Here is a 26,405-nt window from a genome sequence, read left to right on the forward strand (position 1 = left end):
CTAGTAACGCGCCAGCTTCCGGATCGCCTCGGTGATCTTGTGCAGATCCGGAAGTATCCACGCTTCCAGCGGCGCGGCGAACGCGTTGTGGGTGTCGGCCGATGCCAGGCGCATCACCGGCCCGTCGAGATCCTCGAAAAGCTCCTGGCCGATGCGCGCCGCGATCTCGGCGCCGATGCCGCCAGTCAGCCGGGCCTCGTGGACGATCAGCGCCTTCCCCGTCTTGCGCACCGACGCGCTGATCGCGTTCCAGTCGAGGGGGGCGAGCGACCGCAGGTCGATCACCTCGACGGAGATTTCGCCGGCCAGGTCGCGCGCCGCCTGCACCGCAGGGTGGACCGTCGCACCGTAAGTGATGACGGTCAGGTCGGTTCCTTCGGCCCGGAGCGCCGCCTGCCCGAGGGGAACGAGATACTCTTCGTCGGGGATATCTTCCTTGATGCGCCTGTAAAGGAACTTGTGCTCGAAGTAAAGCACGGGGTCGTCGTCGCGCACCGCGCTCTTCAGGAGCCCCTTCGCGTCGTAGGCGGTCGCCGGGGCGACGATCTTCAGCCCCGGGACGCTGAAGAACCAGCTTTCGGGATTCTGCGAATGGTAGAGCCCCCCGTGGACGCCCGCCCCCGACGGCCCCCGGATGACGATCGGGCAACTCGTCTGCCCGCCGTGCCGGTACCGGAGCGTCGCGGCCTGGTTGACGATCTGGTCGAACCCGCAGGAGATGAAATCGATGAACTGCATCTCGAGGATGGGGCGCATCCCCTGGACGGCGAGGCCGACGCCCGCCCCGATGATCAGCGACTCGGCGATCGGCATGTCGACCACCCGGAGCTTCCCGAACCGATCCTGGAGCCCCTCGGACACCTTGAACGCTCCGCCCATGACGCCGACGTCCTCACCCATGAGCATCACGTTTTCGTCGCGCGCCATCTCTTCGGCCATGGCCTGGTTGATCGCTTGGAGATAAGTGACCATCATGCCGGCGAACCTCCCGGAATCGGCGTCGCGTAGAGATCGTCCATCGCTTCGGGGCCTTCCGGCTCCGGGCTCGCCTCGGCGAACGCCACCGCATCCGCGACGACCTGTTGCGCGCGGGCCAGCGTCTCGGCCTTGATCGCCTGCAGGTCGTACTTCCGTTTGTCGAGGTAGTGCTCCCACAGCTCGATCGGGTCGCGGCTCTCCCAGGTCACCAGCTCTTCATCGGTGCGGTACGCCGCGCGATCGTGCTCGGAGTGACCGTGATAACGATAGGTCTTCAGCTCGATGAACGTAGGGCCTTCGCCCCGCCGTGCCCGGTCTGTGGCCTTCTGCATCGCCTGCAGCACCGCGTGAAGGTCGTTGCCGGACGCCACCTCGCCCTTGAACCCGTAGCCCGCCGCGCGATCGGCCACGTTTTCGACCGCGAACTGAAGCTCGTTGGGCGTCGAGTAGGCGTAGAAGTTGTTCTCGCAGACGTAGATCACGGGCAGCTTGTGCACCCCCGCGAAATTCATCGCCTCGTGGACGTCTCCGCGGCTGCTGGCCCCCTCGCCGAAAAAGGCCACCGCGACCCGGTCCTCGTTCTTCATCCGGAACTTGTAGGCCATGCCCGTGGCGACCGGCAGCGTCGAGCCGAGCATCGACGTCGCGCCGAAGATGCCGTGCGGCAGGTCGCCCCCGTGCAGGTAGGAATCCTTCCCCTTGGAGAAGCCGTCGCGCCGCCCGAAGATCTGCGCCATCAGCCGGTTCGGGTCGGCCCCCTTCGCCAGGACCGCCCCCATATCGCGGTGCAGCGGGAAGATCCAGTCGTCGACCCGCAATCCGTGGCAGACGCCGATCGAAGCCGCCTCCTGTCCGCGACCGGAATAGACGCCGCCCGCCAGCTTGCCCTGCTTGTCGAGCGCGGAGACCCGTCCTTCGAATTCGCGGACCAGCACCATCCGATAATAAAGATCGCGCTCCGTCTGTTCGTTCATCGCCTTCGATTCTCCGTGGGGTTCAGCTGTCGATCGCTTCGCCGGCCAGGATGCGCGCTGCCTCTCGCAATCCCTCGGAAAGCGTCGGATGGGCATGGACGGTGCGACCCAGCTCCCGGACGGTCGTCTCGAGCGATATGCCCAGCGCCGCTTCGGCGATCGACTCGGAGGCGCCGTGGCCGATGATGTGACAGCCGAGCAGCTGCCCGTACCGCTCGTCGGCCACCAGTTTGACGAACCCCTCGGTGTGCCCGGCCGCGGTCGCCCGCCCGTTCGCCAGGAACGCCACCTTCGAGGTCTTGACCGCGATTCCGCGACGCTTCGCCTCCTCCTCGGATAGCCCCACCGTCGCGACCTCGGGTTCGCAGTAGACGCACGACGGGATCCGGTCGCGATCGACCGGCGCGCCCGGCTTCTGCCCCGCGATGATCTCGGCCGCCGCAATGCCCTCGGCCATCGCCTCGTGCGCGAGCATCATCCCGCCGATCACGTCGCCGATCGCGAAGATCGAGGGGCAGTCCGTCCGGTACTCGGCGTCGACCATGACGATCCCCCGTTCGAGCCGAACGCCGACGCTTTCGAGGCCGATCCCCTCGGTCATCGGCTTTCGTCCCACCGCAACGAGCACCTTTTCGGCCGCAACCGCCTCTTCCCGATCGCCGATCCCGACCGTCAGCGTCCCCGAACCGGCGTCGTAGGCCTTCGCCGTCGCGCCCGTCATCACGCGAATGCCCTGCTTCGAGAGCGACTTCTCGAGGGCGCGCGCCACCTCGGTGTCGACACGCGGAAGCAGCTGGTCCATCATCTCGACGATCGTCACCTGCGCGCCGAATGTGCTCCACGCATAGCCGAACTCGACGCCCACCGCCCCGCCGCCCAGGACGGCGACCGACTTCGGGCATTCGGACAGCATGAGCGCGTCGTCGCTGGTCAGGATCGATTTCCCGTCGGGGACGAACCCGGGGATCCCCTTGACGGAGGTGCCGACCGCGACCAGGATGGCGCGGGCAAAGATCTCCTCGTCGCCGACCCGGACCGTGCGCGGGGAGGCCACGACGGCCCGCCCCGCGACGAACTCGACCTTGTTTTTCTTGAGCAGGTAGGCCACGCCGCGCCCCATCTTGGCCGCCACGTCTCGGCTGCGCTTGATCACCGCAGGCATGTCGACGACGGCGCCATCGCACCGGAGCCCCAGGCTCTCGGCGCTTTTCATCGTCGCGTATCCTTCGGCGCTGGACAGGATCGCCTTCGTCGGGATGCACCCCCAGTTGACGCAGGTGCCCCCGAGCGCCGCCTTCTCGGTGATCGCCGTCTTAAGCCCGAGCTGCGCCGCCCGGATCGCGGCGACGTATCCCCCGGGGCCCGACCCGATGACCAGCAGATCGAATTCGCGCATCGCTTCCTCCGCCCTACGGTTTGATCATCACCATCTTGATGTTCGTCATCTCCTCGACCGCGAAACGGACCCCTTCGCGCCCGAGCCCGCTCATCTTGTTGCCGCCGTAAGGCATGTGGTCGACGCGGAAAATGGAACTGTCGTTGACCATGACACCGCCCACGTCGAGATGCTCGATCGCGTGGAACGCCTTCCGGATGTCGTTGGTGTAGATGCCGGCCTGCAGGCCGAACGGCGAGTCATCGACCATCTTCACCGCTTCCTCGAACGAATCGTAGGTCACGATCGACACCAACGGCGCGAACGCCTCCTGGCACATCACCTTCATCCGGGAATGCACGGTCGACAGGACCGTGGGTTGCAGCACCCGTCCCAACCGTTTCCCGCCGCACAGCAGCGTGGCGCCCTGGGCGACGGCCTCATTGATCCATTCCTCGGCCCGCACCGCCTCGCGCTCCTCGATCATCGGGCCGACGTCGGTATCCTTTTCGAGCGGATTGCCGACCTTGAGCGCCCGAGTCTGCTCGACGAAGCGCCGGGTGAACTCGACCGCGATATCCTTGTGGACGTAAAGCCGCTGGAGCGAGATGCACACCTGCCCCGAGTTGGCGAAGGCGCTCACGACGCAACGCGGCACGGCGGCGTCGATGTCGGCGTCGGGCTCGATGATCGTGCCCGAGTTGTTGCCGAGCTCCATCGTCACCTTCTTGAGCCCCGCCTTGCGGATGATCGCCTCGCCCACCGGCGGGCTTCCGGTGAAGGACACCTTCGAGATGCGCGGGTCGGCGACCATCCGGTCGCCCACGACGCCTCCGGGCCCGACGACGACGTTGAGCACGCCCGGCGGAAGGCCGGCCTCCTCGAAGATGCCTGCCATGCGCAGCGCGATCAACGGCGTCGTCGACGCGGGCTTGAGCACGACCGTGCAGCCGGCGGCCAGCGCCGGGCCGATCTTGTGCGCCACGAGGTTGAGGGGGAAGTTGAACGGCGTGATGGCGGCGATGACCCCCACCGGGACGCGCATCCAGAATCCGATCCGGTGCTCGCCGGCCACGCTGGCGTCGAGCGGAACCGTCTCGCCGTGGATGCGCTTGGCCTCCTCGGCCGCGAAGCGGAACGTCTCGATCGAGCGCGTCAATTCGGCGAGCGCATATTTCCAGGGCTTGCCCGCCTCCTGCGCGATGAGCGCCGCCAGCTCGTCCTTGCGTGCATCGAACAGCGCCGTCGCCTGGTGGAGGATCTCGTATCGACGGTGGGCCGGGAGCCGGGAATACGCGGGAAAGGCCTCTTTCGCCGCGGCGATCGCCCGATCGACGGCGTCGGCGTCGGCCAGCGGCACCGAGGCGATGACCTCGCCGGTATATTTGTCGACGACCGGCATCGACTGGGCGCCGTCCTCCCATTTTCCGCCGATATAAAGCTTGTATCCGGCTGCTTCGCGACCGCTCATGCCGACCCCCGGAAAGAAGTGGTTTTGCCCATTCTACACCGCGGCCCTGGCTTGTGCTAAGGTGTTGAACCGATGAGGATCGACCTGCCCATCCCGTGCCGAAGCGCGATCATCGTCGCGGACGCACATCTCAACGCCGACGACGGGCACACCCGCGATTTCCTTCGACTCGCGGAGTTCGCCCTGGCCGAAAACCGCCCCCTTTTCCTGCTCGGCGACATCTTCGACCTCTGGTTCGGGGCGGCCGCGCTTACGTTTCGCTTCCAACGCCCTGTCGTGGAACGGTTGCGCGCGCTGCGGGACGAAGGTCTGAAAAGCTACTACGTGGAAGGGAACCGCGATTTCTTCATCAAGCGGCCCTACGAAGGCGATCTGTTCGAATCGGTGTCCGAGGATTCGATGCAGGTCAGGCTCGGGGGAAAAACGGTGTACCTGGACCATGGCGACACGGTCAACCGGGCCGACCGCGCCTACCGCTTCTGGAAGGCGATCTCGAAGAACCGGCTGGCGTTCGGGATCGCCACGATGCTCCCCCCGTCGATCGTCCTCCCGCTGGCCGACCGGATCGAAAAGCGTCTCAAGCCCACCAATCCCCGGTTCAAGGGACGCTTCCCGGAAGCCGAAATTCTCGCCTTCGCCGACCGGACGTTCAAGGCCGGCGCCGACTTCGTGCTGCTCGGCCACTTCCACACCGAGTTCCTCCGCCGCACCGTATCCGGCGGCCGAACCCGGACGCTCGCCGTCCTCCCCTGCTGGAAGGAAGCCCACTGCGCCCTGGTCCTCGACGAAAACGGCGAAGCCGCCTTCCGCACCCTCCCCTGACACACGCCAGCGACCGCGACCGTCAACGGAGTTGACGCCGGTTCGCGCCCAAGGCCCCCACCCTTTCATGCGGATGCCCATCGCTTCCGTAAGCGAAGGGGGTTGGGGGTCTGAACGCAGTGCCGATGGATAGAAACGTTGCGGCTGCCTACGGAGTGAACGGCCCCCACCCGCGAAGCGAGGATTCGCGGGGCATCCGCTTCGAAGGGTTTCCGCGCGCAACGGCGCGTTGACCCGGCCCGCGAAAGACCGTTAAGATACGGGATCGATCGTTAATTGGGATCCGGGAAGGTGGATATATCCATGGGCATCGCTTCGAACAGACGTTCACGCTTCGGGAAGATCGCCGGAATGGCGGGAACCCTGCTCCTCCTCGCCCTATTGCTCCCGGCCGCCGCACATGCGGATCTCTCCGGAGACGAGGATTCCTACTTCTATCCCACGATCGGCAAGTTCACCCGCAACGATTCGGGACCGGGATTCTCCTCGAAGGAAAAAGGCGAGGACTACGGCATCGGGGTCTTCTTCCGCACACCGCTGGGGACCCGGATGGAAGCAAGCCCCAACGTCGAGGAGGCCACCGAGAACGATCGTCGCTTCATCGCCAATTTCAAGATCGAACTCCACTACATCAAGGCCAACCTTACGACGTCGGCCGACAGCCCCGCAGCGCTGGTCCCGACCACGCTCCGGGGAGACAATACGACCGCATCCGCCATCGGCAAGACACAATACCGGATCGCACACGGGGAGGGGGACGTCGGCTACCGGGCCAAGCTCAACCCGACGACCAGCGTCGAGCCCTTCCTGGGGCTTGGGTACATCTACGAGATGCGCGACCTGGACAGCTACCAAGGGCTGATCGGGCATACGACCTACGAGCAGATCCTTCACGGGAAAGCGGGCGTTCGCGGCGAGATCGATCTCGGCCGTGAGATGTCGCTGTTCGGAGAGATCGGCCTGCGCCTCCCGCTGCTCACCCGCATCAAGGAGAACCTGGCACCGACCATCACCTGCAAACCGGGCATGGGGTTATCGGACAGCGAGACGGTCGGGTTCCGCTATGCCCAGTACCGGATCTTCCTCTTCCACGAGAAGATGGCGTTCAAGGAAGCCACCAGCGGCACCGGAATTCTCCGGCCCGAGTCGAAGGAAGAGACCGTCGGCCTTCGGTTCGGAATCGGCTACTGAGGGCTTTCCCCTTGGCTCAGTCCCTGAACGCCGACCCGATCACCCAGGCGTAAAGCACCACCGACACCGCCTCGATCGCGCCGAACAGGACGGCGATTCGGTCGAGGCCATACCCGACAGGCATCAACGCCCCCGCGAGCATCCCCGCCAGCCCGACATTGGCCAGCACGAACTGCCCCTGCGCCCAGCCCGCATGGATAGCCCCCGGGCGACCGAATCGCCCGGGAATCAGCATCAGGCCGAACGCGTAGAAGGCGAATAGAGCCCCCCCGACAAGCAGCATGTGGGTGTGGACGAACTGGAAGTTGTCGTTTCCCCACGCCAGCATTCCCAGCCCGAGCAGGGACCCCAGCGACAGGTAGAACAGCGAGACGCGGAGGTAGCGGCGGGCAACCCGCAAAACCGGGTCGCTCGCCGCCCCCCCGCCCAAACCGCCTTTCGGCAATTCCCCGCCTTCGCTCACGCCACCGGCGCCGGTCCGATATGGAAGCCGCCCACAGGCAGCGAAGGATCGGCCAGGAACGAGACGCGCGTGTTGCACAGCCGTTCGAGGCGGGTAATCTCGTCCCGCTTCTGGTTGAGCAGCGTCTCGAGAAGCGCCGGATTGAGACGCGCCAGCACCTCTTTGACGCCCTCGCGCGACATCTCGTCGTGCAGCTTGCGAAGAAGTCGAACCGCCATCGCATCGGGAGTCAGGACGAACCCGGTGCCTGCGCACAGGTCGCAATCCTTGAGCATCACGTCGAAGAAGGAGATGCCCATCCGCTGGCGGCTGATCGCGACCAGGCCGAACTTCCCCATCGCGGAGACGTCGTTCTTGGCCTTGTCCTTCCGGAGGCCATCCTTGATGGTGCGTTCGACTTCCTTGATGTGGTTCTTGTTCTCCATGTCGATGAAGTCGACGACGATGAGGCCGCCCATGTCCCGGATGCGGAGCTGCCGCGTGACCTCTTCCGCCGCTTCCTTGTTGGTGCGGAAAGCGGTGTCTTCGATATCCCGGTCCTTGCTGGAGCGGCCCGAGTTGACGTCGATGCTCCAGAGCGCCTCGGTCTTGTCGATCACGATATGGCCGCCGGAAGGAAGTCCGACACGGCGCGAGGTGGCCTTGTCGAGCTGCTCGTCGAGGTTGAACTTGCTGAAGAGCGGCCGCTTCTGGCGGTAGAGTTTCAACTTGTTCTTCTGCTTCGGGTAGTAGATGTCGAAGAACTCGACCGCCTTGCGGTGCGAATCCTCGGAATTCATGATCACTTCGGCGAAGTCGGACGAATAGTTGTCGCGCAGGGTGCGGATAACGATGTCCTGCTCTTCGTAGAGCAGCGCCGGCGCCTTGAGACTCTTCCCGCCGTCGAGCACCCGGTGCCACAACCGGATGAGGTTTTCGAGATCGGCCTTGAGGTCCTTGAGGTTGCGCCCCTCTCCCTCGGTGCGGACGATGAAGCCCAGGTGATCGGGGTACTCGAGCTTTTCCATCTGCTTGCGCAGCCGCTCGCGCTCCTTCTCGCCCGTGATCTTCTTCGAGATGCCGAACCGCTTCATGCCGAGCATCATGACGAGGTATCGGCCCGCGATGCTGATGTAGGAGGTGAGCGCCGCCCCCTTGACGGAGGACTCCTCCTTGGTGACCTGTACGAGGATCTCCATCCCGGAGCGAAGCGGCGGCCGCTTTTCGTCCTCGTCCCAGTTGTCCAGGTTCTCGGTAAGCGCCCCGCCGCAATACTCGTTAAGCGGCAGGAAGCCGTGCCGCCCCCCGCCGAACTCGACGAACGCGGCCTCGATCGCCGGGGCGATATTGATGACCTTCCCCTTGTAGATGTTCCCCTTGAACTGCTTGCGGCGCTGGTTCTCGAACTCGAAGTAGTCGAGGATGTTGTCGTTGACGATCGCCACCCGGATCTCCTCGGGGTGCGTGCCGTCGATCATCATGACCCGGCGCGAATCGCTGCTTGCCGACGTGTCGGTGTATTCGATGTCGCCGTCGAGGTCGTCGTCCTCGGTCTCGGCGCCTTCGACCGACGCGGCTTCCGCGGCCTCGACCGTGGAAAGCCCTTCTTCGGCCGCCTCGGGTTCAGGCCCGGCTGCGCCTTCCCCACCCCGGCCCCGGCGGCGGCGAGAGCCGCGACGCTTCCGCCCCGCGCCTTCCCTCGGCGATTCCTCCGCGGTGGGTTCCTTCGCGACGACGGGTGCCTCGGTGGCAGCGACGACCTCGGGATGGCCCCCCTCTTCCCCGTGGAGTTCCTCTTCCTCGTCTTCCTCGTGCGGAGCGGCGCTCGGTGCGAGCGGCATTCCGTCCGGCCCCTTGCCCCGGCGATTCCGACGGCGGCGCCGACGCCGGCGGCGCTTGATTGCGCCCTCGACCGGCACGCCGGGTTCGCCCGGCAATTCGGAGAGCGGCGCACCGGGCTGCGCCTCGACCGTCGAAAGCTCGCCGGCATTTTGGGGCGCCTCGGCGAACGACGCGGCCTCCGCGGCAGCGGCGGTCACCGCCTCCCCCGCGTCCACTTGGCCCGGCTGGCCGGTCCCGCGGCCCTTCCCGCCACGGCGGGAGCGGCGGCGCCGGGGGCGTCCGCCGACCGAGCCATCCTCGGGAGACGGCACGCCACCTTCGGCGACTTCAGGCGCGGCCGGCTCGGAGGGCGGCGGCGTCATGACGGGCGTCGGCTTCGCCGCGGGCGAAGACGTTACGACGATCTCGACCGCCGCGGACTGTGCCGATGCGAAGGGAGCTTCGGCCGCGCCCTCTTTGGGTGCGACCTTCCTGGTCGTGCGGCGCGGCTTGCGCGCCTTCGGGGCGGTCGCCGCTTCGCTATCGGCGGCGGGGGCGGTCGCCGGCACGGAAGTCGCCGAAACGGTCGCTTCGGCCGTCTCGACCGGAGTCTTCTTGACGGTGCGTCGAGCCCTTTTCTTGGGAGCCTCGGCCGCAGCGGACGGATCGGACCCGACGGATTCGGCGACCGGCGGGTTGGCCGTCGCGGCATCGGGCTGCGCCGACGCGGTGTCTTCCTTCTTGCGCCGGGGGGCCCGGCGGGTCGTGCCCTTGGGATTGCTTTCGGTCATATCTTCTTCTCCTGATGGTTCGGCGCGCCGCTCGATGGCGGGGCCGTCCTCATCGCGCTAGCCGGAACCGTCCGTTGCCTAGAAACGCGGGCAGCACGCTCGGCAGGTCGCAGACATCCTCGACCACCGCGTGCGCCGACGATTCGCCTGCGCGTCCCCCGACCCAGACGGTGAACATGCCCAGGTCGAGCGCGGGGAGCAGGTTCTCGGGACGGTCCTCGCAAAAGAGCGATTCGGCCCCGGTGGCTCCGGCTTCCCGCAACAGCTTGGCGTAGGCGAACGGAAACGGCTTGGCGATGTATTCCATGAACTCGATGCCGTAGATCGCGTCGAACGCATCCTCGACTCCCAACGCAGACAACACCCTGCGGGCATAGGACTCGGAACCGTTCGTGAAAACCGCTGTCCGCCCCGGCAAGGCGGCCAGCATTTCCCCGAGGTCTTCCCGGCGGGGGACCAGTTCGGGGATGGGAACATCGTGGACGAACTCGAGATATTCGCCGGGGGGGACGTTGTGGTGATGCATCAGCCCCCGAAGCGTCGTGCCGAATTCGCCGAGATATCCCTTGCGGATCGCACGCGCCTCGGGCGCGTCGACCCCCAGTTTCTGCCGGACGTAAAGCTCGATCCGGTCGTCGACCGCGCGCCATACCGGCACCGCGGGCGGATAGAGCGTGTTGTCGAGATCGAAGATGAACAGGGGATTCATGCCGGTTTCATTCCCCGCCCACGTCGATCGCGGCGATCGAGAGCGAAGGCGCCCCGACGTTGCCGAACCAGCGGAAATCGGAGCCCGCGGCCGTCACGCCGGACAACAGCGAGAGGATGTTTCCGGAGACCGCGAACCCGTGGAGCGGCGCTCCCACCGCGCCCCCCGTGATCCGGAATCCCGAGGCGCCGATCGAGAAGTCGCCGGAAACCGGATCGGCAGTGTGGATGCCCATGAATTCGGTGAGGAGGATGCCGTTTCCCGTCTCGCGGCACAAGGCGGCAAGGTCGGCCTTTCCCGGCCCGATGCTCAGGTTCGAGATGCCGACCCCGGGCGGCGTCTTGTCGCCCGGCCGGCGGCAGGAAGCCGTCGAGGCCGCGCCCGTCTTCCGGGCCCAGAAGCTGTCGGAAAGGAATCCACGCAGGATCCCTTTCTCGACCAGGGGAACCCGGCGCGAAGCGACCCCCTCGTCGTCGAATGCGCATGCCGAGGCGCCGTCCGGATCGAGCGGGTCGTCAGTAATGTCGATCACGCTCCCGGCGACCGGGCGTCCGACCTTGCCCGCAAGCATCGACTTCCCCTTGGCCACCTGCGAGGCAAGGAACGACGGGACCAGTACCTCGAGCAATTCCGCAACCGCGCCGTTTTCGAGGACGGCCGGGGTCCGGCCCGAGGAAACCTTTTCGGCGCCGAGCATCCGGACCGCGCGGTGCGCCCCCTCGGAGGCGACGGCCTCGAGCGACAGGCCGTCGAGCGACCGGGCGAAGCCGAAACCGTAGCCGGCCTGCCCCTCTCCTCCCGATTCGGCGACCGCCTCGACGTGGGCCGAGCAGAAAGAGAGGCGCTGGTCCCCCCGCGCCCCGGCCGAGTTGCGGAAAGACGTTTGGGCGACGGTCTCGGAGAGTGTGGCCGTGCGCACCCGGGCGATCCGGGGATCGGCAGACAGCGTGGCCTGCTCGAGCCCTGCGGCGAAAGCGGCGCGCGCGGCGTCGTCGGTCGATTCGACCCGGGCGTCGTACAGGGCGAGCGCGGGCGGCGGCGTTCCGTCGTCGGGAAGCGCGTGTGCCGGGTCGGGCGCCACGGAATCGGCGCAGAACAGCGCCGCCTCGACCATCCGCTGCAGCTCGGCGTCGTCTTCGCGGAAGCCGTAGGAAAAGCCCATCCGGCCGTTCCGGAAGACGCGCAGACCGAGCGACATCGTGTCGGAAAGGGAGATGCCGTCGAGCCGGCCGTTGCGGGCGTCATAGCGCCGGACGCGGGACCGCCGGACGAAGAGCTCGGACGCGCCGCCCCCCCGGGACCCGATCTCGCGCAGGACGCGCTCGAAAAGCCGGTCTGCCACTATTTCCTTCCCGAGAAGTCTGCGACCAGGGCGATCTCGTCGCAATCCGGGAACTTGGAGCACTTGAGGCAGTCGGTCCAGATCTTGTGCGGAAGCTCGGCCTTGTCGACCTGCCGGAAACCCAGTTTCTCGAAGAAAGCGGGCTTGTAGGTCAAAGCGAACACCTTGGTGATCCCCAGGACGATCGCTTCGGAGATGCAGGCCTCGACGAGCAGCGTGCCGACGCCCCGGCGGCCGATTTCGTCATGGACCGCCAGCGACCGGACCTCGGCCAGGTCGTCCCACATGATATGCAGCGCGGCGGAACCAAGCGGCGGGCCGTCTTCGTTCTCGACGTAGACGACGTAATCGCGAATGTTTTCGTAAATCTCGCTGAGGGACCTCGGGAGCATGTCGCCCTTGCGCGCGTAATCGCCGACCAGCTTCTGGATGGCCTTGACGTCGTCGATTCTCGCCTTCCGGATCATGCCCCACCTGCTTTCCCGATCAGTTCCCGCGCGTGCGCCCTGGCCTCGGCGGTCACCTCTGCGCCCGAGACCATGCGAGCCAATTCGTTAATCCTATCCTGTTTCCCGAGCAGTTTCACCCTAGTCGTAACGGCGTCGCTCCCCGATTCCTTGCTGACGAGAAGGTGGGCTTCGGCGAAAGCGGCCACTTGGGGAAGGTGGGTGACGCAAAGAACCTGCGTACCGGATGAAAGCGCCTTGAGGCGCGCGCCGATCCGCTCGGCCACCTTGCCTCCGATGCCGGTGTCGATTTCGTCGAAAACGACGGTCCGCCGCCCCCCGCCCGAAGCCGATACGTTGCGCAGGGCGAGCATGACGCGCGAAAGCTCTCCGCCGGAGGCGACCTGGGCCAAGGGGCGCATCTCCTGCCCCGCATTGGCGCAGAATTGCAGCTCGGCCTCGTCGAGGCCGGAGGCGGAGAGAGACGCCGGCTCGGGCGCCCGGGAGACGATCTCGGCGGACAGGCGCGCCCCTTTGAGGTCGACCCGGGCCAGCTCGGCCTCGGCCGCCTGCGTCATGGGGAGTGCGGCCTTCCGCCGCGCCGCGCCGAGCGTCACGGCGCATCGGAGCGCCTCGGTCTCCTCGTCTTCGAGCGCGGCCCGCAGCTGCCGCTCCTCGTCGAGCGCCCCATCAAGCCCTTCCCGCTCTGCGCGAAGCGCGTCGAGGTGGAGGATCAGCGCCGGGGCGTCCATCGCATATTTGCGCTCGAGGCGCCGAAGCTCGCTCAGCCGCTCCTCGAGCCGCTCGCGCCGCGCCGGCGAAGTGTCGATGCCCCGCCCGTGCGCGGACAGCTCCCGTGCGAGCTCGTCCGACTCGAGCTTGAGCGACACGACCCGCTCGCCGAACGCGGCCAGTCGCGGATCGGCCGCGGCGGCTTCCCGGAGCCGTGCGGCGGCGAACGCCAGGGCGGCCTGGGCGCCGCGCTCGGAATCGGTCAGCGCCTCGACGGCCCCCGTAAGCGACGCCAGCACCTTCTCGCCGCCCTTGAGCAGCGCCAGATCGGCCGCGACTTCCTCGGCCTCGCCGGGAACGAGCTTCGCCTTCGACAGCTCGGCGATTCGGAAGTCGAGCCCCTCGATCCGGTCGCGCGCGGTCGCGCTGCGGATTTCGGCCTCGGAGACCTCGCGACGCAGCGCCGCGATTCGGCGGAAGCGACGGCGGACATCGGAGGCCTGCGCGACCGTGCCGGCAAAGGCATCGATGGCGGCAAGCGCGGCCGGCTTGGACATCAGCAGCGGCACGCTGTGCTGGCTGACCATCTCGACGAGGAGCGGGGAGATCGACGCCAGGGCGGACTGCGCCGCAGGCCGGCCGTTGAGCCAGCAGCGGCTGCGGCCGCCGGCGGGAACGACACGCCGCAGCACCAGTTCGTCTTCCCACGGCAGCCCCGCCTCTTCGAAGGCGTCGTGCAGCTCCTGGCGGCCGGACAGGTCGAACAGGGCGGTCACCTCGGCCTCGGTCTCGCCCGCCCGGATCGATTGCGGGTCGCCCTTCTCGCCCATCGCCAGGCGGATCGCTTCGACCAAAACGGATTTTCCCGCGCCGGTCTCGCCGGTGACGACGTTGAGGCCCGGCGCGAAGGGAACGCTGACGTCTTCGAAGACGGCGAGGTTGCGGACGGAGAGCTCGATCAGCATGGCGCGGGAAAAATTACCGCTCTCCCCACTTGAGTTTGGTGCGCAGGACGGCGAAGTAGTCCTTGAAGGGAGAGCGGATGAACCGGAGCGGCAGATCGGCTTTCTTGACCTCGATGACGTCCCCCTCGCGCAGCCCGAATCCCACCTGCCCGTCGAGCGTCAGGCAGACGTCGGTCTCCTTCGCCTTGAGCTCGGCCCGGATGATCATGTCCTCGGGCACGACCAGCGGGCGGTTGGTCAGCGTGTGCGGGCAGATCGGCGTGAGGATGATCGTGCGGAGCGTCGGGTAGACGATGGGGCCCATCGCCGCCAGCGAATAGCCGGTGGAGCCGGTGGGCGTCGAGATGATGAGCCCGTCGGCGCGGAACGTGGTGAGGTAGGTGTCGCCCACGGTCGTCTCGATGTCGATGATCTTGGCCAGCGCGCCCTTGTTGATGACCACGTCGTTGAGCACCGTGTAGTTGGCGACGCGCTCGCCGAGCCGGTGGACATGCGCGACCAGCATCATCCGCTCGTCGTATTCGATGTCGTAGTTGAAGATGCGCTCGAGGACCGGATAAAGCTCTTCGATGGTGATGGCGGTCATGAAGCCGAGCGATCCCAGGTTGACGCCGAGGATCGGCTTGCCGGTCATGCCGACCACGCGCGACGCGGACAGGAGCGTGCCGTCGCCGCCGATGACGATGAGAAAATCGCACTCGGCAGGCAGTCTCGCCCGCACGATCCCGTCGGTCCGGCCGGCCGCTTGCGCCGTCTCGCGGTCGAGCACGGACCTGAGCCCCCGCTCGGTCAGCCAGTCGACCAGGTCGTTGACGATCTTGCCCGCCCGCGGGTCGGTGTGCTTGGCGATGATCCCTGCGCATTTCATAGGCCTGTCAGGATAATCCATCGGAAGCAAAAGGGAAAGCGAACTTCAAGGCGTCGCCGGCGGGGAACGGTAATCGCAGTATGCGCCCTCAGCCTGCGTCGCGCGGTCGAGCTTCTCGCGGGCGATGCCCAGGCCCGGATCGAGCGAAAGGCACTTGCGGTATTCCTCGAGCGCCTGCCCCTTCTGCCCGGTCCGCTGCAGGGAGATCCCGGTATTGAAGTAGATGTCGGCCAGCTCGGGGTAAAGCCGCTTCGCCTCGCCGTAGAGACGCAGCGCCGCCTCGTCTTTCTTTCCGCACGCGCAACTCGCCCCCAGCGTCTTGAAGAGGATCGCGGCCAGCGCCCGCCTGTCGAGCGTCCGGAGATAGGGGCGCTCCTGCGACAGTTTGAAGACGCGCCGGTATTCGGCATCCGGCAGCTCTTTTCCTTCCCGCGACGTCTCGACGTTGATCCGGACGCCGCCCGATTCGTAGCGCACGAAGATGTGCCCGGGCAGGTAACTGCCCGTCAGCGGGATGCCCAGCCGCTCGCCGATCAGGTCGTAGAGCAGCGTCAGCCCGAGGCAGTTTCCCCGCTTCCGCTCGAGTACGCGGTCGAGGAGATAGAGGTCGGCGTCGGTGCCCGATGCATCGTAGGCGAACTTCTCTTCCCCGAACAGCACCTGACCGATCGCCGCCAATGCCCGATGCGGTTCGCGGTCGCCGCCAAGCAGCGCTTCGACGCGCCCGGTAAGGCGTTCCAGATCGCCGGTCACCCGCTCCCGGTCGAACTTGCGTCCGGAAAGCTCGGCGCAGCCGCGCACACTCAACGCCAGCACTGTCTCTTCGAGGGAGGCGTCCGGCGACGGAATCGGCGTCAGGGGGGCCGTATCGAACCGGCAGGCGGCTTGGGACGCCTTCCCGCCCCCGCCGCCCCCGTGGCCGGCCCAAGACGGCAGGACGCAGAAAAGAACCCAGGCGGCGGCGAGCAGAATCCGGCCGGAAAAAAGAAGCCGGGCGGGGGGAATCCCCCTCGCCCGGCCTTTCGAACCCGTCGCCTTGCAATCGTCAATCACGCTTACGGACCGTCGTTACCGGGCCGCGGATCGATCCCGCCAGGCGAATCGAGGTTGAACTGATGGGACGAATCGTCCATCGTGCCCGTTCCGAGACTGCTGTCGGGCGCCGGGGTCGACTCGACTTCCGGGTTGTCCACGCTTCCGGACGAATCCGGCGTCACGGCCGGAGCGCTGCTGTCGGTGTCGGTCATCGACCCGCTGCCGACGCTCTCATCGGACCCGTACCCGGAGTCCGCCGTCAGCATCGCATGCGTCATTCCCGGATGTTGGAAAGCGGCGCAACCATCGCCCGCCATCGCGATTCCAGAGAATGCGGCAAACAGGACGGTCGCCGCCATCAAAGCCAATAAATGGGTCAGTTTCATGATCTTTACCCCCTTTTCCCGCTTCTCCGATACCCTGAGACGGCGGGCCAGACGGTTGGGTTGATTGTTCGCCCTTTTCAGTTCCTTTGATGCGATTCGTTCTCGACAGGTTCAATGCTATTCTGCGGTTGGAAGGAATAATCCATGATGACGACCCGCTCCGCACGATCCCCGCTCGCCGACCGGATGCGCCCCGCGACGCTCGAAGCGTTCGTCGGTCAGGAAGCGCTACTGGGCGAAGGGAAGTTCCTCGCCTCGGTCCTTGCCGCCCGGCCGCTGCCCTCGGTCATCCTCTGGGGGCCTCCCGGGACCGGCAAGACCACGCTCGCCCGGATCATCGCCGCCGAAACGAATGCCCTCTTCCTCCCCTACTCGGCCGTGCTGTCGGGCATCAAGGAGATCCGGGAGGCGCTCTCTGAGCTGAAGACCGCCCGGAGCCGCGAGGACGACCGTCCCGCGATCCTGTTCATCGACGAGATCCACCGCTTCAACAAGGCGCAGCAGGACGCGCTGCTCCCGTTCGTCGAGGACGGCACCGTCACGCTGTTCGGGACGACCACCGAGAACCCTTCGTTCGAGGTGCGCAACGCGCTTCTGTCGCGCTGCCGCGTGCTTGTGCTCTCCCCGCTTTCGGCCGCCGACATCCAGGCGATCGTGCTTCGCGGACTGACCGACACGGAACATGGCCTCGGGAAGCCGGAAAGCTTCCTCTCGGCGGATGCTCTACGCCACATCGTGGAGACGGCGGACGGCGACGCCCGGACGGCGCTCAACGCGCTCGAGGCCGCCGTCGCCATCGCGGATCACCGGAAGCTGCCCGCGGTGGACCTGCCCGTCGCCGAGGAGGCGCTTCGCCGCAAGGCGCTGATGTACGACAAGGACGGCGAGGAACACTACAACCTGATCTCGGCGCTGCACAAGAGTCTTCGCGGATCCGATCCCGACGCGGCGCTCTACTGGTTCTGCCGGATGCTCGAGGGCGGCGAGGACCCGCTCTACATCGCCCGGCGGATGGTGCGCTTCGCCTCCGAGGACATCGGCAACGCCGCCCCCGGCGCGCTCCAGATTACCCTGGCCGCGACCGAGACTTACCGGATGCTGGGCAGCCCCGAGGGAGAGCTCGCCCTCGCCCAGGCCGTGCTTTACCTGGCCACGGCGCCCAAGAGCAACCGCTGCTACACCGCCTTCAACAAGGCGATGCGGGAGGTCAAGACCGGCGGCAACCACCCGGTGCCAGACCACCTGCGCAACGCGCCCACGAAGCTGATGAAGGAACTGGGCTACGGGAAGGAATACCGCTACCCGCACGACTTCGCCGACGCGTTCGTCCAGGAGAACTATTTTCCGGAGACGCTGGGCCGCCGCAGCTACTACACCCCGTCAGAAGCCGGGCACGAGAAAGTCATTTCTGAACGATTGAAGAGCTGGTGGGGCAGCCGGAAGCCGGAGAAGGGGTAAGGGTGTCGGGGCACAGCATGGAATCGATTAATTTGCGGCAGTTGCGGCGAAATCGATACGACTATAGCGTCTTCGGCGATGCCCCCCCGGCGGGAACGCTTCCGGACTTTTCCTTCGGGGCCGCGGGCGGCTCCTCTTTCCGGGGGAGGGTCGCCTCGATCCGCTTCGCGTTCGGCGAGACGGACAGGGGGCGGACATACGATTCGTACCCGGGAGCCCGCACTTCGAGGGTGTGCTCCCCGACGGGAATCTTGAGCGGCCGCTCGTCGGAATAATCGGACGCCTTCCCGCTCACGGCGTTGTCGATCACGATCTCGGCGTCGGACGGCGTCACCAGGAACGAAACGCCCTCGGCCTCCGGGGGGCGGATCATCGGCTTTCCGCCGCATCCCCCTGCGGCGCAACACAGCCCGACCGCCCCGGCCAGCGCCAGCCCCCGAAAACGAGATCGCCTCACGCCTCTTCCCCCCACGCGATGCACGCGACCGGACAGAGGTCGATCGCCTGCCGGATCTCCTCCTCGGGCGCCCCGTGGGGATCGAACACCTCCGACTTGCCGTGCACGTTGAACCGGAACACCGCCGGGGACACGTCGATGCAGACGCCGCAGCTGATGCACTCCTTCTGGTCGACCACGGGCACTTTTCCCATACCGATGCGATCCCCCCTGTCCGCGTGCTGTTCAACCCAGCCCGATTATAAACCCTGCACCGACATAAAAAACGCCCCGCCGGTTTCCCGGCGGGGCATCTGCTTTCCGTTCCCTGTCAGCGACGGTTTCGGCTATTCGCAGAGGTCGAGCTTGATGTCCCAGTTCTTGATGCGCATGGTGCCGTTCTTCGCCAGGTTGAGCTGCATCTTCAATGCCCGGTCCCAGAGCTGGGGCTCGTGGCCCGCCTTCTTGGCAAGGCATTCCTTCAACGCCATGTCGTAGTACTCATTGAGGATCGGCTTGTACTCGGGATGCGCGCACTTCTCGATGATCACCTTGGCGCGGTCGCGCGGGCAGAGGCCGCGGACGTCGGCCAGCCCCTGCTCGGTGACCAGAACGTCGAGGTCGTGCTCGGTGTGGTCGATATGCGAGCAGTGCGGGACGACGCAGGAGATGCCCAGCGGGTCGGTCTTGGACGGGCGCGACGACGGCGTGTGCATGATCGACAGGTAGGCGTTGCGCAGGAAGTCGCCCGAGCCGCCGATCCCGTTGATCATGCGGGTGCCGCCGACCAGCGTGGAGTTCGCATGCGCGTAGATGTCGATCTCGACCGGCGTGTTCATCGCGATCACGCCCAGGCGCCGGATCGGCTCGGGAGCGTTCGCGATCGACAGCGGGCGCAGCACGATCTTGTCGAAATACTTGTCCCAGTTCGCGACGAAGCGTGGGAAGCCGGGATCTTCGGAGAGCGAGAGCGAGCAGGACGACGCGCAGTCGAGCCGGCCCGAGTCGAACAGGTCGAGCATCGTGTCCTGGAGCACTTCGGTGAAGACGCTCAGGTTGTAGAACGGCCCCTTGGCCAGACCGCCGACGACCGCGTTGGCGATGGAGCCGACGCCCGACTGGATCGGGAGCAGGCTCTTGGGCAGGCGACCCGCCTTCACTTCGTGGGTGAAGAAATCGAGGATGTGGTCCGCGATCGCCGTGGACGTATCGTCCTGCTCGGCGAAGGCACGCCCCTTGTCGAACCGCTTCGATTCGACGACCGCGATGATCTTGTCGGGATCGCACTGGATGGCGGTGGTGCCGATCCGGTCGTCGGCCTTGCTGATCAGGAACGGCTGACGATGCGGCGGGTTCTGCGCGGAGACGAGGTCGTGCATCCCCTCGAAGGAAGGCATCGCGGTGTTGACCTCGAGGATGATCTTGTCGGCGATCATCAGCAACTCGGGAATGACGCCGCAGGACGCCGTAGGCACGAGAGCGCCCGTTTCGGTGACGGCGGAGACCTCGATGATGGCGATGTCGATCTTGCCGCTCTCGGTGTCTTTCGTATAGAAGCCGTAGCCCAGGTCCTGGGCGAACATCGACAGGTGCTTGTCGCCCATCCGGATGCGCCCGGTGTTGATGCCGGCCTGGATGTCCTTGCCGGTCTGGTAGGGCCAGCGGCGATCGATCATGTCGAGCGACGCCCAGCGGTTCTCGGTCTCGACGCCGACGGAAGCGCCGATGAACAGGTTGAAGCGGAGCTTGCCCTGCAGGTTGTTCTTCTCGACGTGATCGGCCAGTGCGATCGGCACGGCCTTGGGATAACCGGCCGGCGTAAAGCCGGACCAACCGATATTCATCCCGTTCTTGAAGAACCCGATCGTCTCCTCGGCCTTCATGACCTTGGACATCAGACTCGACCTGCGGACGCGGTTTTGCAGTTCAGACATCACTTTCCCTCCGTTTTATTGGATCGCAAATTACTGGATAGAAGTGGATTTTCTCAAGATAAAACAGCGGGGTCAAGGGATTGATCGTTATTCCCTTCAATATCGCGAGGTTGGAAGGATAATGGAAAGGATAAAGAAAAAGGCCCCACCGGTTTCCCGGCGGGGCCTTTCGCGTTCGGTGGACGGACGGTTTCCGCTATTCGCAGAGATCGACCTTGATATCCCAGTTCTTGATGCGCATGGTGCCGTTCTGGGCCAGGTTGAGGTGCATCTTCAATGCCCGGTCCCAGAGCTGGGGCTCGTGGCCCGCCTTCTTGGCGAGGCATTCCTTGGCCGCCATCTCGTAGTACTCGGTGAGGATCGGCTTGTACTCGGGGTGCGCGCACTTCTCGATGATCACCTTGGCGCGGTCGCGCGGGCAGAGGCCGCGGACGTCGGCCAAGCCCTGCTCGGTGACCAGCACGTCGAGGTCGTGCTCGGTGTGGTCGATGTGCGAGCAGTGCGGAACCACGCAGGAGATGCCCATCGGGTCGGTCTTGGACGGACGCGACGACGGCGTGTGCATGACCGAGATGAAAGCGTTGCGGAGGAAGTCGCCCGAGCCGCCGAGGCCGTTGATCATGCGGGTGCCGCCGACCAGCGTCGAGTTGGCGTGCGCGTAGATGTCGATCTCGACCGGCGTGTTCATCGCGATGCAGCCCAGGCGACGGATCGGCTCGGGGGCGTTCGAGATGGAGAGCGGGCGAAGCGTGATCTTGGGCGCGTAGAAATCCATCTTGTCGAAGAAGCGGGGGAAGCCCGGGTCTTCGGACAGCGACAGCGAGCAGGACGACGCGTGGTCGAGCCGGCCCGAGTCGAACAGGTCGAGCATCGTGTCCTGGAGCACCTCGGTGTAGACGGACAGGTTGTAGAACGGCCCCTTGGCCAGGCCGCCGACGACCGCGTTGGCGATGGAGCCGACGCCGGACTGCAGCGGGAGCAGGTTTTTAGGCAGGCGCCCGGCCTTCACTTCGTGGGTAAAGAACTCGAGGATGTGATTGGCGATCGCCGTGGAACTGTCGTCTTCCTCGGAGAACGCCCGGCCCTTGTCGCGACGCTTCGACTCGACGATGGCGATGATCTTGTCGGGATCGCAGACGATCGACTCGGTGCCGATCCGGTCGCTGGCGCGGCTGATGAGGAAAGGCTGGCGATGCGGCGGGTTCTGCGCGGAAACGAGGTCATGCATCCCCTCGAAGGAGGGCTGCCCGGTGTTGACCTCGAGGATGATCTTGTCGGCGACCATCAGCAGCTCGGGGATGACGCCGCAGGAGGAGGTGGGGACGAGGCCGCAATCCTCGGTGATGGCGGAGACTTCGATGATGGCGATGTCGATCTTGCCGGACTCGGAATCTTTCGTGTAGAAGCCGTAGCCGAGATCCTGGGCGAAGAGCGACAGGTGCTTGTCGCCCATCCGGATGCGACCGGTGTTGATCCCTTCCTGGATGTTCTTGCCGGTCTGGTAGGGCCAGCGGCGGTCGATCATGTCGAGCTGCGCCCAGCGGTCTTCGGTCTCGACGCCGACGGAGGCACCGATGAACAGGTTGAACTTCCACTTGCCCTGGAGGCCGTTCTTTTCGACATGGTCGGCAAGTGCGATGGGCACGGCTTTGGGGTAGCCGGCCGGCGTGAAGCCGGACCAGCCGAGGTTCATGCCCGGCTTGAAGAACTGGATGGTTTCCTCGGCCTTCATGACTTTCGACATCAGACTGGTCCTGCGGATGCGTTTGTTCAGTTCGGACATGTCTCCTCCTTCGGGTCTGGTGTGATGACGGAATGTAAGCGGTCACCGCGGCGGCAACCCCCGCCGGCTCGCGTGACCAGTTGAATCGCGCAGGAACAGGATATACCTCAACAATAAAACAGTGTCAAGAACCAGTTGCCGAAAAAGGCGCTGTCATTTTAACAACCACGTTTTGTACCACGCTATAATATTGTTATTGAAAGGATTTATCGCTGCATTTTTTTATGACCATTCCGTTTGGTTGCGATGAAAACAAATGCGGGTATTTTCCGAAACAGGCCCTTATCGAGCCCCATCCACGGCTTAGGCCCGAGACGGGCTTTCGGCGCCGATAAGCCGACGGCTTCCGACCTTTTCGATAAAGTTTCCGAAAAAGGGGCCGATAAGTAATGGAGGTACGACCGTGATCCCGACACTTCCGGAGGCAATACCCTATGGATAATCCATTCGACAGCCTGCGCCACGAAAATAACCCCTCCGGCAGCATGGGACTCCGCGCCCGGCTGATCCTCATGATTACCGTCAGCCTCATGGTCGTCCTGGGTTTCACCGCGGTCCTGCTGATCCGGCAGATCCGGGGGACGGTCCGCGACGATTCCGCCAATACGGCGAAGCTTTTGGCCGAAGGCGTGGGCGACGGCGTCAAGACGTTCGGCGAGATCGGAGACATGACAGGGCTCGAGAAGTTCCTGAAGAGCATCGGGGAGCGGAAGGATATCGAAGAGGTTCACGCCGCGCGTGGGCCTGTCACCATCACCGACCACAAGGAGCGCCAGGGCGGGACGCCGAAGGACGAGGCCGAGCGTGAGGTCATCCGGACCGGCAAGGAGTACCAGTCCGTCGATACCGACAAGCACACCATCCGCTTCGTCCTGCCGCTGCTCGCGATCCAGGACTGCATCGGCTGCCACCCCGCCGCCAAGGTGGGCGACGTGACCGGCGTGGTCAGCGTGACCGTCAAGACCGAGAGCGCCGACGCCGCTGTCTCGACGATCACCTGGGTCACGATCTCCGCGCTGGGTCTCGGCATCCTGATCGAGGCGCTGCTGCTCTCGGTTCTCATCACGCGCAGCGTCATCCGGCCGGTCCAGACCGTCGCCGACGGGCTGATCGACGGCGCAGACCAGGTCACCGGCGTGTCCCGGAAGATGGCGCACGCGAGCCATCAGATCGCCGACGGTGCCAATCAGCAGGCGGCCGCGCTCGAAGAAACCTCGGCGTCGCTCGAAGAGATCACGGCCATGACGCAGCAGAGCGCCGACAACGCCCGCCAGGCCAACGGGATGGCGAACGAGGCGCGCAAGGCGGCCGAGAAGGGGCAATCCGCGGTTCTCCGCATGTCCGACGCCATCTCCAAGATCAAGTCTTCCTCGGAGGCCACCGCGCGGATCATCAAGACCATCGACGAGATCGCCTTCCAGACCAACCTGCTGGCGCTCAACGCAGCCGTCGAGGCGGCCCATGTCGGGGAGGCGGGCAAGGGATTCGCGGTCGTCGCCGAGGAGGTCCGGAACCTGGCCCAGCGTAGCGTCGAAGCGGCCAAGAACACGACCGTCCTTATCGAGGAAGCGAAGCAGAATGCCGAGAACGGGGTGGCCGTCTCCAAGGAAGTTGCGACGGCTTTCGAGGAGATCTCGGAACGGGTCCGCAAGGTCACCGAGCTGATCAGCGAAGTCTCGGCGTCAAGCGACGAACAGGCCCAGGGCATCACCCACATCAACCAGGCCGTCACCCACATGGACCAGATCACGCAGGCCAACGCCTCCAACGCCCAGGAATCCGCCAGCGTCAGCGACGAGCTGGCCTCAGAGGCGGATCACCTCGACGCGATGGTCGGGCAGCTGATCGAGATCATCGGCGGAGGCGCAAGCGGGCCCCAGGGCCCCGCCCATACGCAGGCGCCGGCGTTGAAAGCGGCCGCTCCGCGCAAGGCGGCGCTGCCGTCGGCCAAAAAGGGCGGCGGCTCCGGAATCGACGGGTTCTAGGCCGCCGCGTCTACCGGAGCGCCTGCCCGAGGTCGGCGATCAGGTCGTCGGCGCGCTCGATCCCGACCGACAGCCGCACGAGCGTCGGGAACAACCCGACAGCCGCCTGGTCCTCTACGGGGATGTCCGCGTGGGTCATCGTCGCCGGGTGCGTCACGAGCGACTCGACACCGCCCAGGCTTTCGGCCAAAAGCACCGTCTTCAACCGGTTCAGGAAAGCGGGAACCTTCTTCTCATCCGCCAGGTCGAACGAGATCACCGAGCCGGCGCCCGACGCCTGCGAAAAATGCAGGTCGCGGCGCGGGTGGCCGGGCAGTCCCGGGTAATACACCCGCGACACGCCCGGATGCCCCGTCAGGAATTCGGCGATCTCCTGCGCATTCTCCTGGGCCCGCTCCACCCGGACCGCCAGCGTCTTGATCCCCCGCAACAGCAGCCAGCAGTCGAAGGGCGACGGCACGGCGCCGGCCGCCTTCTGGGCGAACGCCAGCCTCTCCCCGATCGCCGGATCCGATGCGACCACCGCCCCGCCGATCACGTCGTTGTGGCCGCCGAGGAACTTCGTCGCGCTGTGGACCACGACATCGATGCCCAGCGCCAGCGGACGCTGGAGCAGCGGCGACATGAACGTATTGTCGACGATCGACAGGATGCCCTTCTTCTTCGCGACCTCCGACACCCCTCGAAGATCGGCGATCTTCATCAGCGGATTGGTCGGCGTCTCGATGAATAGCGCCCTCGTCTTCTTTCCGACCTTCCGCGCGATCGCCTTCGGGTCGCCCATGTCGACGTAGTCGAACGTGAGCCCGTACGGCCGGAGCAGTTGCTCGAACAGCCGATAAGTGCCGCCGTAAAGGTCGTCGGAACAAAGGATGTGGTCGCCCGCGCGGAACATCGTCATGACGGCGGAGATCGCAGCCATCCCGGACGCGAAAGAAACCGCCCGGCGGCCGCCTTCGAGGTCGGCGATCACCTGCTCGAGCGCATGCCGCGTCGGGTTCTCGGCGCGTGAATAATCGTACCCCTTGTGCACGCCGAACTTTTCGTACCGGTAGATCGCCGATGGATAGATCGGGACGCTCACCGCTCCGTACGCCTTGTCGGCCCCGACGCCGGCCTGCGCTGCGATGGTCTCGATCGACTTTCCCTTTTTCATTCTTTTCCCTCCAGCGCCGATAATGGCGGTTCTGAGATCCGGTCGAGCGTCCCGGAAGCGCATCCGCCAACCGGTACGGCGCTTTCGCCGACGAAGAGCATCGCCGGCGACTGCACCGCCTCGTTGCGGACGATCTCGGCTAGTCGCCCCAGCGTCCCCGGAACGATCCGCTGGTTCGGGCGACTGCCGTTCTCCACGATCGTGAACGGGGTGCCCGCAGGCCACCCGGCCTCGGCCAGGCCTTGGGCAATCGCTTCCACGCGCCGGACGCCCATGTAGATCGCCAGCGTCCCGCTCCGCGGGAAATCGCGCCAGTCGAAGCCGGCGCCCGGCTTGCCGCAGGCCTCGTGCCCCGCGAGGAACGTCACCGAGGAGGCGCGCGTCCGATGCGTCAGCGCGACGTTCGAAGCCGCGGCGCAGCCGGCCGCAGCCGTGATGCCCGGGACGATCTCGAAGGGTACCCCTTCCGCAGCCAGGTGCTCCGCTTCCTCGCCTCCCCGCCCGAAGATCAGGGGGTCGCCCGACTTCAACCGTATCACCGCTTTCCCCGCGCGGGCGAAGCGGACCATCGCCTCGTGGATCGCCGACTGCTTGATCGCCGCACCGTGCCCGACCGTCGCCCCCCTTCGTGCATAGCATATTTTCGGGGCGCGTTGCGGTGCGAGCGAGAGGATTTCCTCCGGGACCAGGTAGTCGTGGATCACGACGTCGGCGGCCCGGAGCAATCCGAGCGCCCGCACGGTCAGCAGGTCGGGGTCGCCCGGCCCGGCGCCGACGATGTAGACCTTACCCGCAACGGGCCGACCCGAGCGGCGTCGTCGGCCGCGCTCGAGGCGGACAGACAGCTCCGGGGTATGCGCCTCGAGGAATTCCCGGATCGCGCGGGCCGCCCCGGGGTTCTTCCCCAGGGTCGTGACGGCAATGGTGAAATCGTTCTCTTCGACGACGGCAGGCATGATGAAGGTGCATCGGGCGGGATCGTCGGCGACGTTGACGGGGATCGACCGGTTGCGGGCGGCGACGGCGACCGCCGCGTTGACGGCCGGGTCGTCGGTCGCGGCGAAGGCGATTTCGATCCCTTCGAGATGCTCCGGCCGGAAAGGTTCCCGGAGCGCGACCAACTCCCCGCGCGCCGCAGCCTGCGCTACCCGGTCCTTGATCCTGGGCGCAACCACGGTGACGCATGCCCCGCGTGAGGCGAGTCCGAGCGCCCGGCGTCCGGCCACCGCACCCGCCCCGACGACCAGGATGCGCGCGCCCGCCACGTCCGCGACGATCGGCAGGTATCGATTTATGGGCGCCATC

At 66.0% G+C, this 26,405-nt stretch carries 23 protein-coding genes; 4 read left to right on the forward strand and 19 right to left on the reverse strand.

Annotation, left to right across the window (positions count from 1 at the left end; all coding sequences use genetic code 11):
- The 4 genes from VGK27_07000 to VGK27_07015 are packed head-to-tail and all read right to left on the reverse strand — an operon-like array spanning position 1 to position 4,798.
- Positions 1–975, reverse strand: a complete 975-nt coding sequence (locus VGK27_07000) for an alpha-ketoacid dehydrogenase subunit beta (protein ID HEY3489852.1) — start codon at positions 973–975, stop codon at positions 1–3.
- Positions 972–1,952, reverse strand: coding sequence for a thiamine pyrophosphate-dependent dehydrogenase E1 component subunit alpha (locus VGK27_07005; protein ID HEY3489853.1), 981 nt, complete (start codon positions 1,950–1,952; stop codon positions 972–974). Before VGK27_07005 ends, VGK27_07000 begins: the two co-directional genes overlap by 4 nt.
- A gap of 22 nt (positions 1,953–1,974) precedes the next feature.
- On the reverse strand, positions 1,975–3,348 hold the full coding sequence (gene lpdA, locus VGK27_07010; GenBank protein ID HEY3489854.1) for a dihydrolipoyl dehydrogenase: 1,374 nt from the start codon (positions 3,346–3,348) through the stop codon (positions 1,975–1,977).
- 13 nt (positions 3,349–3,361) lie between these two features.
- On the reverse strand, positions 3,362–4,798 hold the full coding sequence (locus tag VGK27_07015) for an aldehyde dehydrogenase family protein (GenBank protein ID HEY3489855.1): 1,437 nt from the start codon (positions 4,796–4,798) through the stop codon (positions 3,362–3,364).
- A gap of 72 nt (positions 4,799–4,870) precedes the next feature.
- Between VGK27_07015 and VGK27_07020 the strand changes: the two genes are divergently transcribed.
- Both VGK27_07020 and VGK27_07025 read left to right on the forward strand, forming a co-directional pair.
- Positions 4,871–5,620 carry a UDP-2,3-diacylglucosamine diphosphatase gene (locus tag VGK27_07020; protein ID HEY3489856.1) on the forward strand — a complete coding sequence of 250 codons (750 nt, stop codon included), beginning with the start codon at positions 4,871–4,873 and terminating at the stop codon, positions 5,618–5,620.
- Between the two features lie 303 nt (positions 5,621–5,923).
- Positions 5,924–6,811, forward strand: a complete 888-nt coding sequence (locus VGK27_07025) for a hypothetical protein (protein ID HEY3489857.1) — start codon at positions 5,924–5,926, stop codon at positions 6,809–6,811.
- Positions 6,812–6,827: 16 nt separating this feature from the next.
- Here the strand turns inward: VGK27_07025 and VGK27_07030 are convergent, their stop codons facing one another.
- Genes VGK27_07030 through VGK27_07070 form a run of 9 tightly spaced genes read right to left on the reverse strand, consistent with a single transcriptional unit; the run spans position 6,828 to position 16,348 of the window.
- Positions 6,828–7,256 (reverse strand): hypothetical protein, encoded by a 429-nt coding sequence (locus tag VGK27_07030; protein ID HEY3489858.1) that lies wholly within the window; start codon positions 7,254–7,256, stop codon positions 6,828–6,830.
- Between the two features lie 14 nt (positions 7,257–7,270).
- Positions 7,271–9,865, reverse strand: coding sequence for an Rne/Rng family ribonuclease (locus tag VGK27_07035; GenBank protein HEY3489859.1), 2,595 nt, complete (start codon positions 9,863–9,865; stop codon positions 7,271–7,273).
- Between the two features lie 49 nt (positions 9,866–9,914).
- Positions 9,915–10,574 carry a pyrimidine 5'-nucleotidase gene (locus VGK27_07040; GenBank protein HEY3489860.1) on the reverse strand — a complete coding sequence of 220 codons (660 nt, stop codon included), beginning with the start codon at positions 10,572–10,574 and terminating at the stop codon, positions 9,915–9,917.
- 7 nt (positions 10,575–10,581) lie between these two features.
- Positions 10,582–11,916 carry a TldD/PmbA family protein gene (locus tag VGK27_07045; protein HEY3489861.1) on the reverse strand — a complete coding sequence of 445 codons (1,335 nt, stop codon included), beginning with the start codon at positions 11,914–11,916 and terminating at the stop codon, positions 10,582–10,584.
- Complete coding sequence (locus tag VGK27_07050) at positions 11,916–12,383, reverse strand: N-acetyltransferase (protein HEY3489862.1); 468 nt, start codon at positions 12,381–12,383, stop codon at positions 11,916–11,918. The genes VGK27_07045 and VGK27_07050 overlap by 1 nt, the downstream gene beginning before the upstream one ends.
- On the reverse strand, positions 12,380–14,059 hold the full coding sequence (gene recN, locus VGK27_07055; protein ID HEY3489863.1) for a DNA repair protein RecN: 1,680 nt from the start codon (positions 14,057–14,059) through the stop codon (positions 12,380–12,382). The genes VGK27_07050 and recN overlap by 4 nt, the downstream gene beginning before the upstream one ends.
- Positions 14,060–14,072: 13 nt before the next feature.
- Positions 14,073–14,927: an NAD(+)/NADH kinase gene (locus VGK27_07060; protein ID HEY3489864.1), complete on the reverse strand. Its 855-nt coding sequence runs from the start codon at positions 14,925–14,927 to the stop codon at positions 14,073–14,075.
- A gap of 45 nt (positions 14,928–14,972) precedes the next feature.
- On the reverse strand, positions 14,973–15,980 hold the full coding sequence (locus tag VGK27_07065) for a transglutaminase family protein (protein HEY3489865.1): 1,008 nt from the start codon (positions 15,978–15,980) through the stop codon (positions 14,973–14,975).
- 2 nt (positions 15,981–15,982) lie between these two features.
- Positions 15,983–16,348 (reverse strand): hypothetical protein, encoded by a 366-nt coding sequence (locus tag VGK27_07070; protein HEY3489866.1) that lies wholly within the window; start codon positions 16,346–16,348, stop codon positions 15,983–15,985.
- Between the two features lie 144 nt (positions 16,349–16,492).
- Between VGK27_07070 and VGK27_07075 the strand changes: the two genes are divergently transcribed.
- Positions 16,493–17,806, forward strand: a complete 1,314-nt coding sequence (locus VGK27_07075) for a replication-associated recombination protein A (GenBank protein HEY3489867.1) — start codon at positions 16,493–16,495, stop codon at positions 17,804–17,806.
- Between the two features lie 61 nt (positions 17,807–17,867).
- Here the strand turns inward: VGK27_07075 and VGK27_07080 are convergent, their stop codons facing one another.
- The 4 genes from VGK27_07080 to VGK27_07095 all read right to left on the reverse strand — a co-directional run bounded on the left by VGK27_07080 (position 17,868) and on the right by VGK27_07095 (position 21,959).
- Entirely contained in the window at positions 17,868–18,263 is a 396-nt protein-coding gene (locus VGK27_07080; GenBank protein ID HEY3489868.1) for a hypothetical protein, read from the reverse strand.
- A complete protein-coding gene (locus VGK27_07085; GenBank protein HEY3489869.1) occupies positions 18,260–18,457 on the reverse strand; it encodes a ferredoxin in 198 nt (65 codons plus the stop codon). The genes VGK27_07080 and VGK27_07085 overlap by 4 nt, the downstream gene beginning before the upstream one ends.
- Before the next feature lie 132 nt (positions 18,458–18,589).
- Positions 18,590–20,176: an acetyl-CoA hydrolase/transferase C-terminal domain-containing protein gene (locus VGK27_07090; GenBank protein ID HEY3489870.1), complete on the reverse strand. Its 1,587-nt coding sequence runs from the start codon at positions 20,174–20,176 to the stop codon at positions 18,590–18,592.
- A 196-nt stretch (positions 20,177–20,372) separates the two neighbouring features.
- Positions 20,373–21,959 (reverse strand): acetyl-CoA hydrolase/transferase C-terminal domain-containing protein, encoded by a 1,587-nt coding sequence (locus tag VGK27_07095; protein ID HEY3489871.1) that lies wholly within the window; start codon positions 21,957–21,959, stop codon positions 20,373–20,375.
- Between the two features lie 434 nt (positions 21,960–22,393).
- Between VGK27_07095 and VGK27_07100 the strand changes: the two genes are divergently transcribed.
- On the forward strand, positions 22,394–23,944 hold the full coding sequence (locus tag VGK27_07100; GenBank protein HEY3489872.1) for a methyl-accepting chemotaxis protein: 1,551 nt from the start codon (positions 22,394–22,396) through the stop codon (positions 23,942–23,944).
- Between the two features lie 10 nt (positions 23,945–23,954).
- Here the strand turns inward: VGK27_07100 and VGK27_07105 are convergent, their stop codons facing one another.
- Positions 23,955–25,100: a PLP-dependent aspartate aminotransferase family protein gene (locus VGK27_07105; protein ID HEY3489873.1), complete on the reverse strand. Its 1,146-nt coding sequence runs from the start codon at positions 25,098–25,100 to the stop codon at positions 23,955–23,957.
- Complete coding sequence (gene cobA, locus VGK27_07110; GenBank protein HEY3489874.1) at positions 25,097–26,404, reverse strand: uroporphyrinogen-III C-methyltransferase; 1,308 nt, start codon at positions 26,402–26,404, stop codon at positions 25,097–25,099. The genes VGK27_07105 and cobA overlap by 4 nt, the downstream gene beginning before the upstream one ends.
- Position 26,405 lies beyond the last annotated feature (1 nt).

The organism is Candidatus Deferrimicrobiaceae bacterium (assembly GCA_036504035.1).
Classification (GTDB): domain Bacteria; phylum Desulfobacterota; class Deferrimicrobia; order Deferrimicrobiales; family Deferrimicrobiaceae; genus JANXPS01.

Bases quoted from the DNA above. Each gene is read 5' to 3' on its own strand.
- VGK27_07100 (HEY3489872.1), top strand. From the start codon at position 22,394: ATGGATAATCCATTCGACAGCCTGCGCCACGAAAATAACCCCTCCGGC.
- lpdA (HEY3489854.1), bottom strand. From the start codon at position 3,348: ATGCGCGAATTCGATCTGCTGGTCATCGGGTCGGGCCCCGGGGGATAC.
- VGK27_07060 (HEY3489864.1), bottom strand. From the start codon at position 14,927: ATGAAATGCGCAGGGATCATCGCCAAGCACACCGACCCGCGGGCGGGC.
- VGK27_07000 (HEY3489852.1), bottom strand. From the start codon at position 975: ATGATGGTCACTTATCTCCAAGCGATCAACCAGGCCATGGCCGAAGAG.
- VGK27_07025 (HEY3489857.1), top strand. From the start codon at position 5,924: ATGGGCATCGCTTCGAACAGACGTTCACGCTTCGGGAAGATCGCCGGA.
- VGK27_07075 (HEY3489867.1), top strand. From the start codon at position 16,493: ATGATGACGACCCGCTCCGCACGATCCCCGCTCGCCGACCGGATGCGC.
- VGK27_07020 (HEY3489856.1), top strand. From the start codon at position 4,871: ATGAGGATCGACCTGCCCATCCCGTGCCGAAGCGCGATCATCGTCGCG.
- VGK27_07050 (HEY3489862.1), bottom strand. From the start codon at position 12,383: ATGATCCGGAAGGCGAGAATCGACGACGTCAAGGCCATCCAGAAGCTG.
- VGK27_07035 (HEY3489859.1), bottom strand. From the start codon at position 9,865: ATGACCGAAAGCAATCCCAAGGGCACGACCCGCCGGGCCCCCCGGCGC.
- VGK27_07005 (HEY3489853.1), bottom strand. From the start codon at position 1,952: ATGAACGAACAGACGGAGCGCGATCTTTATTATCGGATGGTGCTGGTC.
- VGK27_07095 (HEY3489871.1), bottom strand. From the start codon at position 21,959: ATGTCCGAACTGAACAAACGCATCCGCAGGACCAGTCTGATGTCGAAA.
- VGK27_07085 (HEY3489869.1), bottom strand. From the start codon at position 18,457: ATGGGAAAAGTGCCCGTGGTCGACCAGAAGGAGTGCATCAGCTGCGGC.
- VGK27_07070 (HEY3489866.1), bottom strand. From the start codon at position 16,348: ATGAAACTGACCCATTTATTGGCTTTGATGGCGGCGACCGTCCTGTTT.
- VGK27_07015 (HEY3489855.1), bottom strand. From the start codon at position 4,798: ATGAGCGGTCGCGAAGCAGCCGGATACAAGCTTTATATCGGCGGAAAA.
- VGK27_07040 (HEY3489860.1), bottom strand. From the start codon at position 10,574: ATGAATCCCCTGTTCATCTTCGATCTCGACAACACGCTCTATCCGCCC.
- cobA (HEY3489874.1), bottom strand. From the start codon at position 26,404: ATGGCGCCCATAAATCGATACCTGCCGATCGTCGCGGACGTGGCGGGC.
- recN (HEY3489863.1), bottom strand. From the start codon at position 14,059: ATGCTGATCGAGCTCTCCGTCCGCAACCTCGCCGTCTTCGAAGACGTC.
- VGK27_07090 (HEY3489870.1), bottom strand. From the start codon at position 20,176: ATGTCTGAACTGCAAAACCGCGTCCGCAGGTCGAGTCTGATGTCCAAG.
- VGK27_07105 (HEY3489873.1), bottom strand. From the start codon at position 25,100: ATGAAAAAGGGAAAGTCGATCGAGACCATCGCAGCGCAGGCCGGCGTC.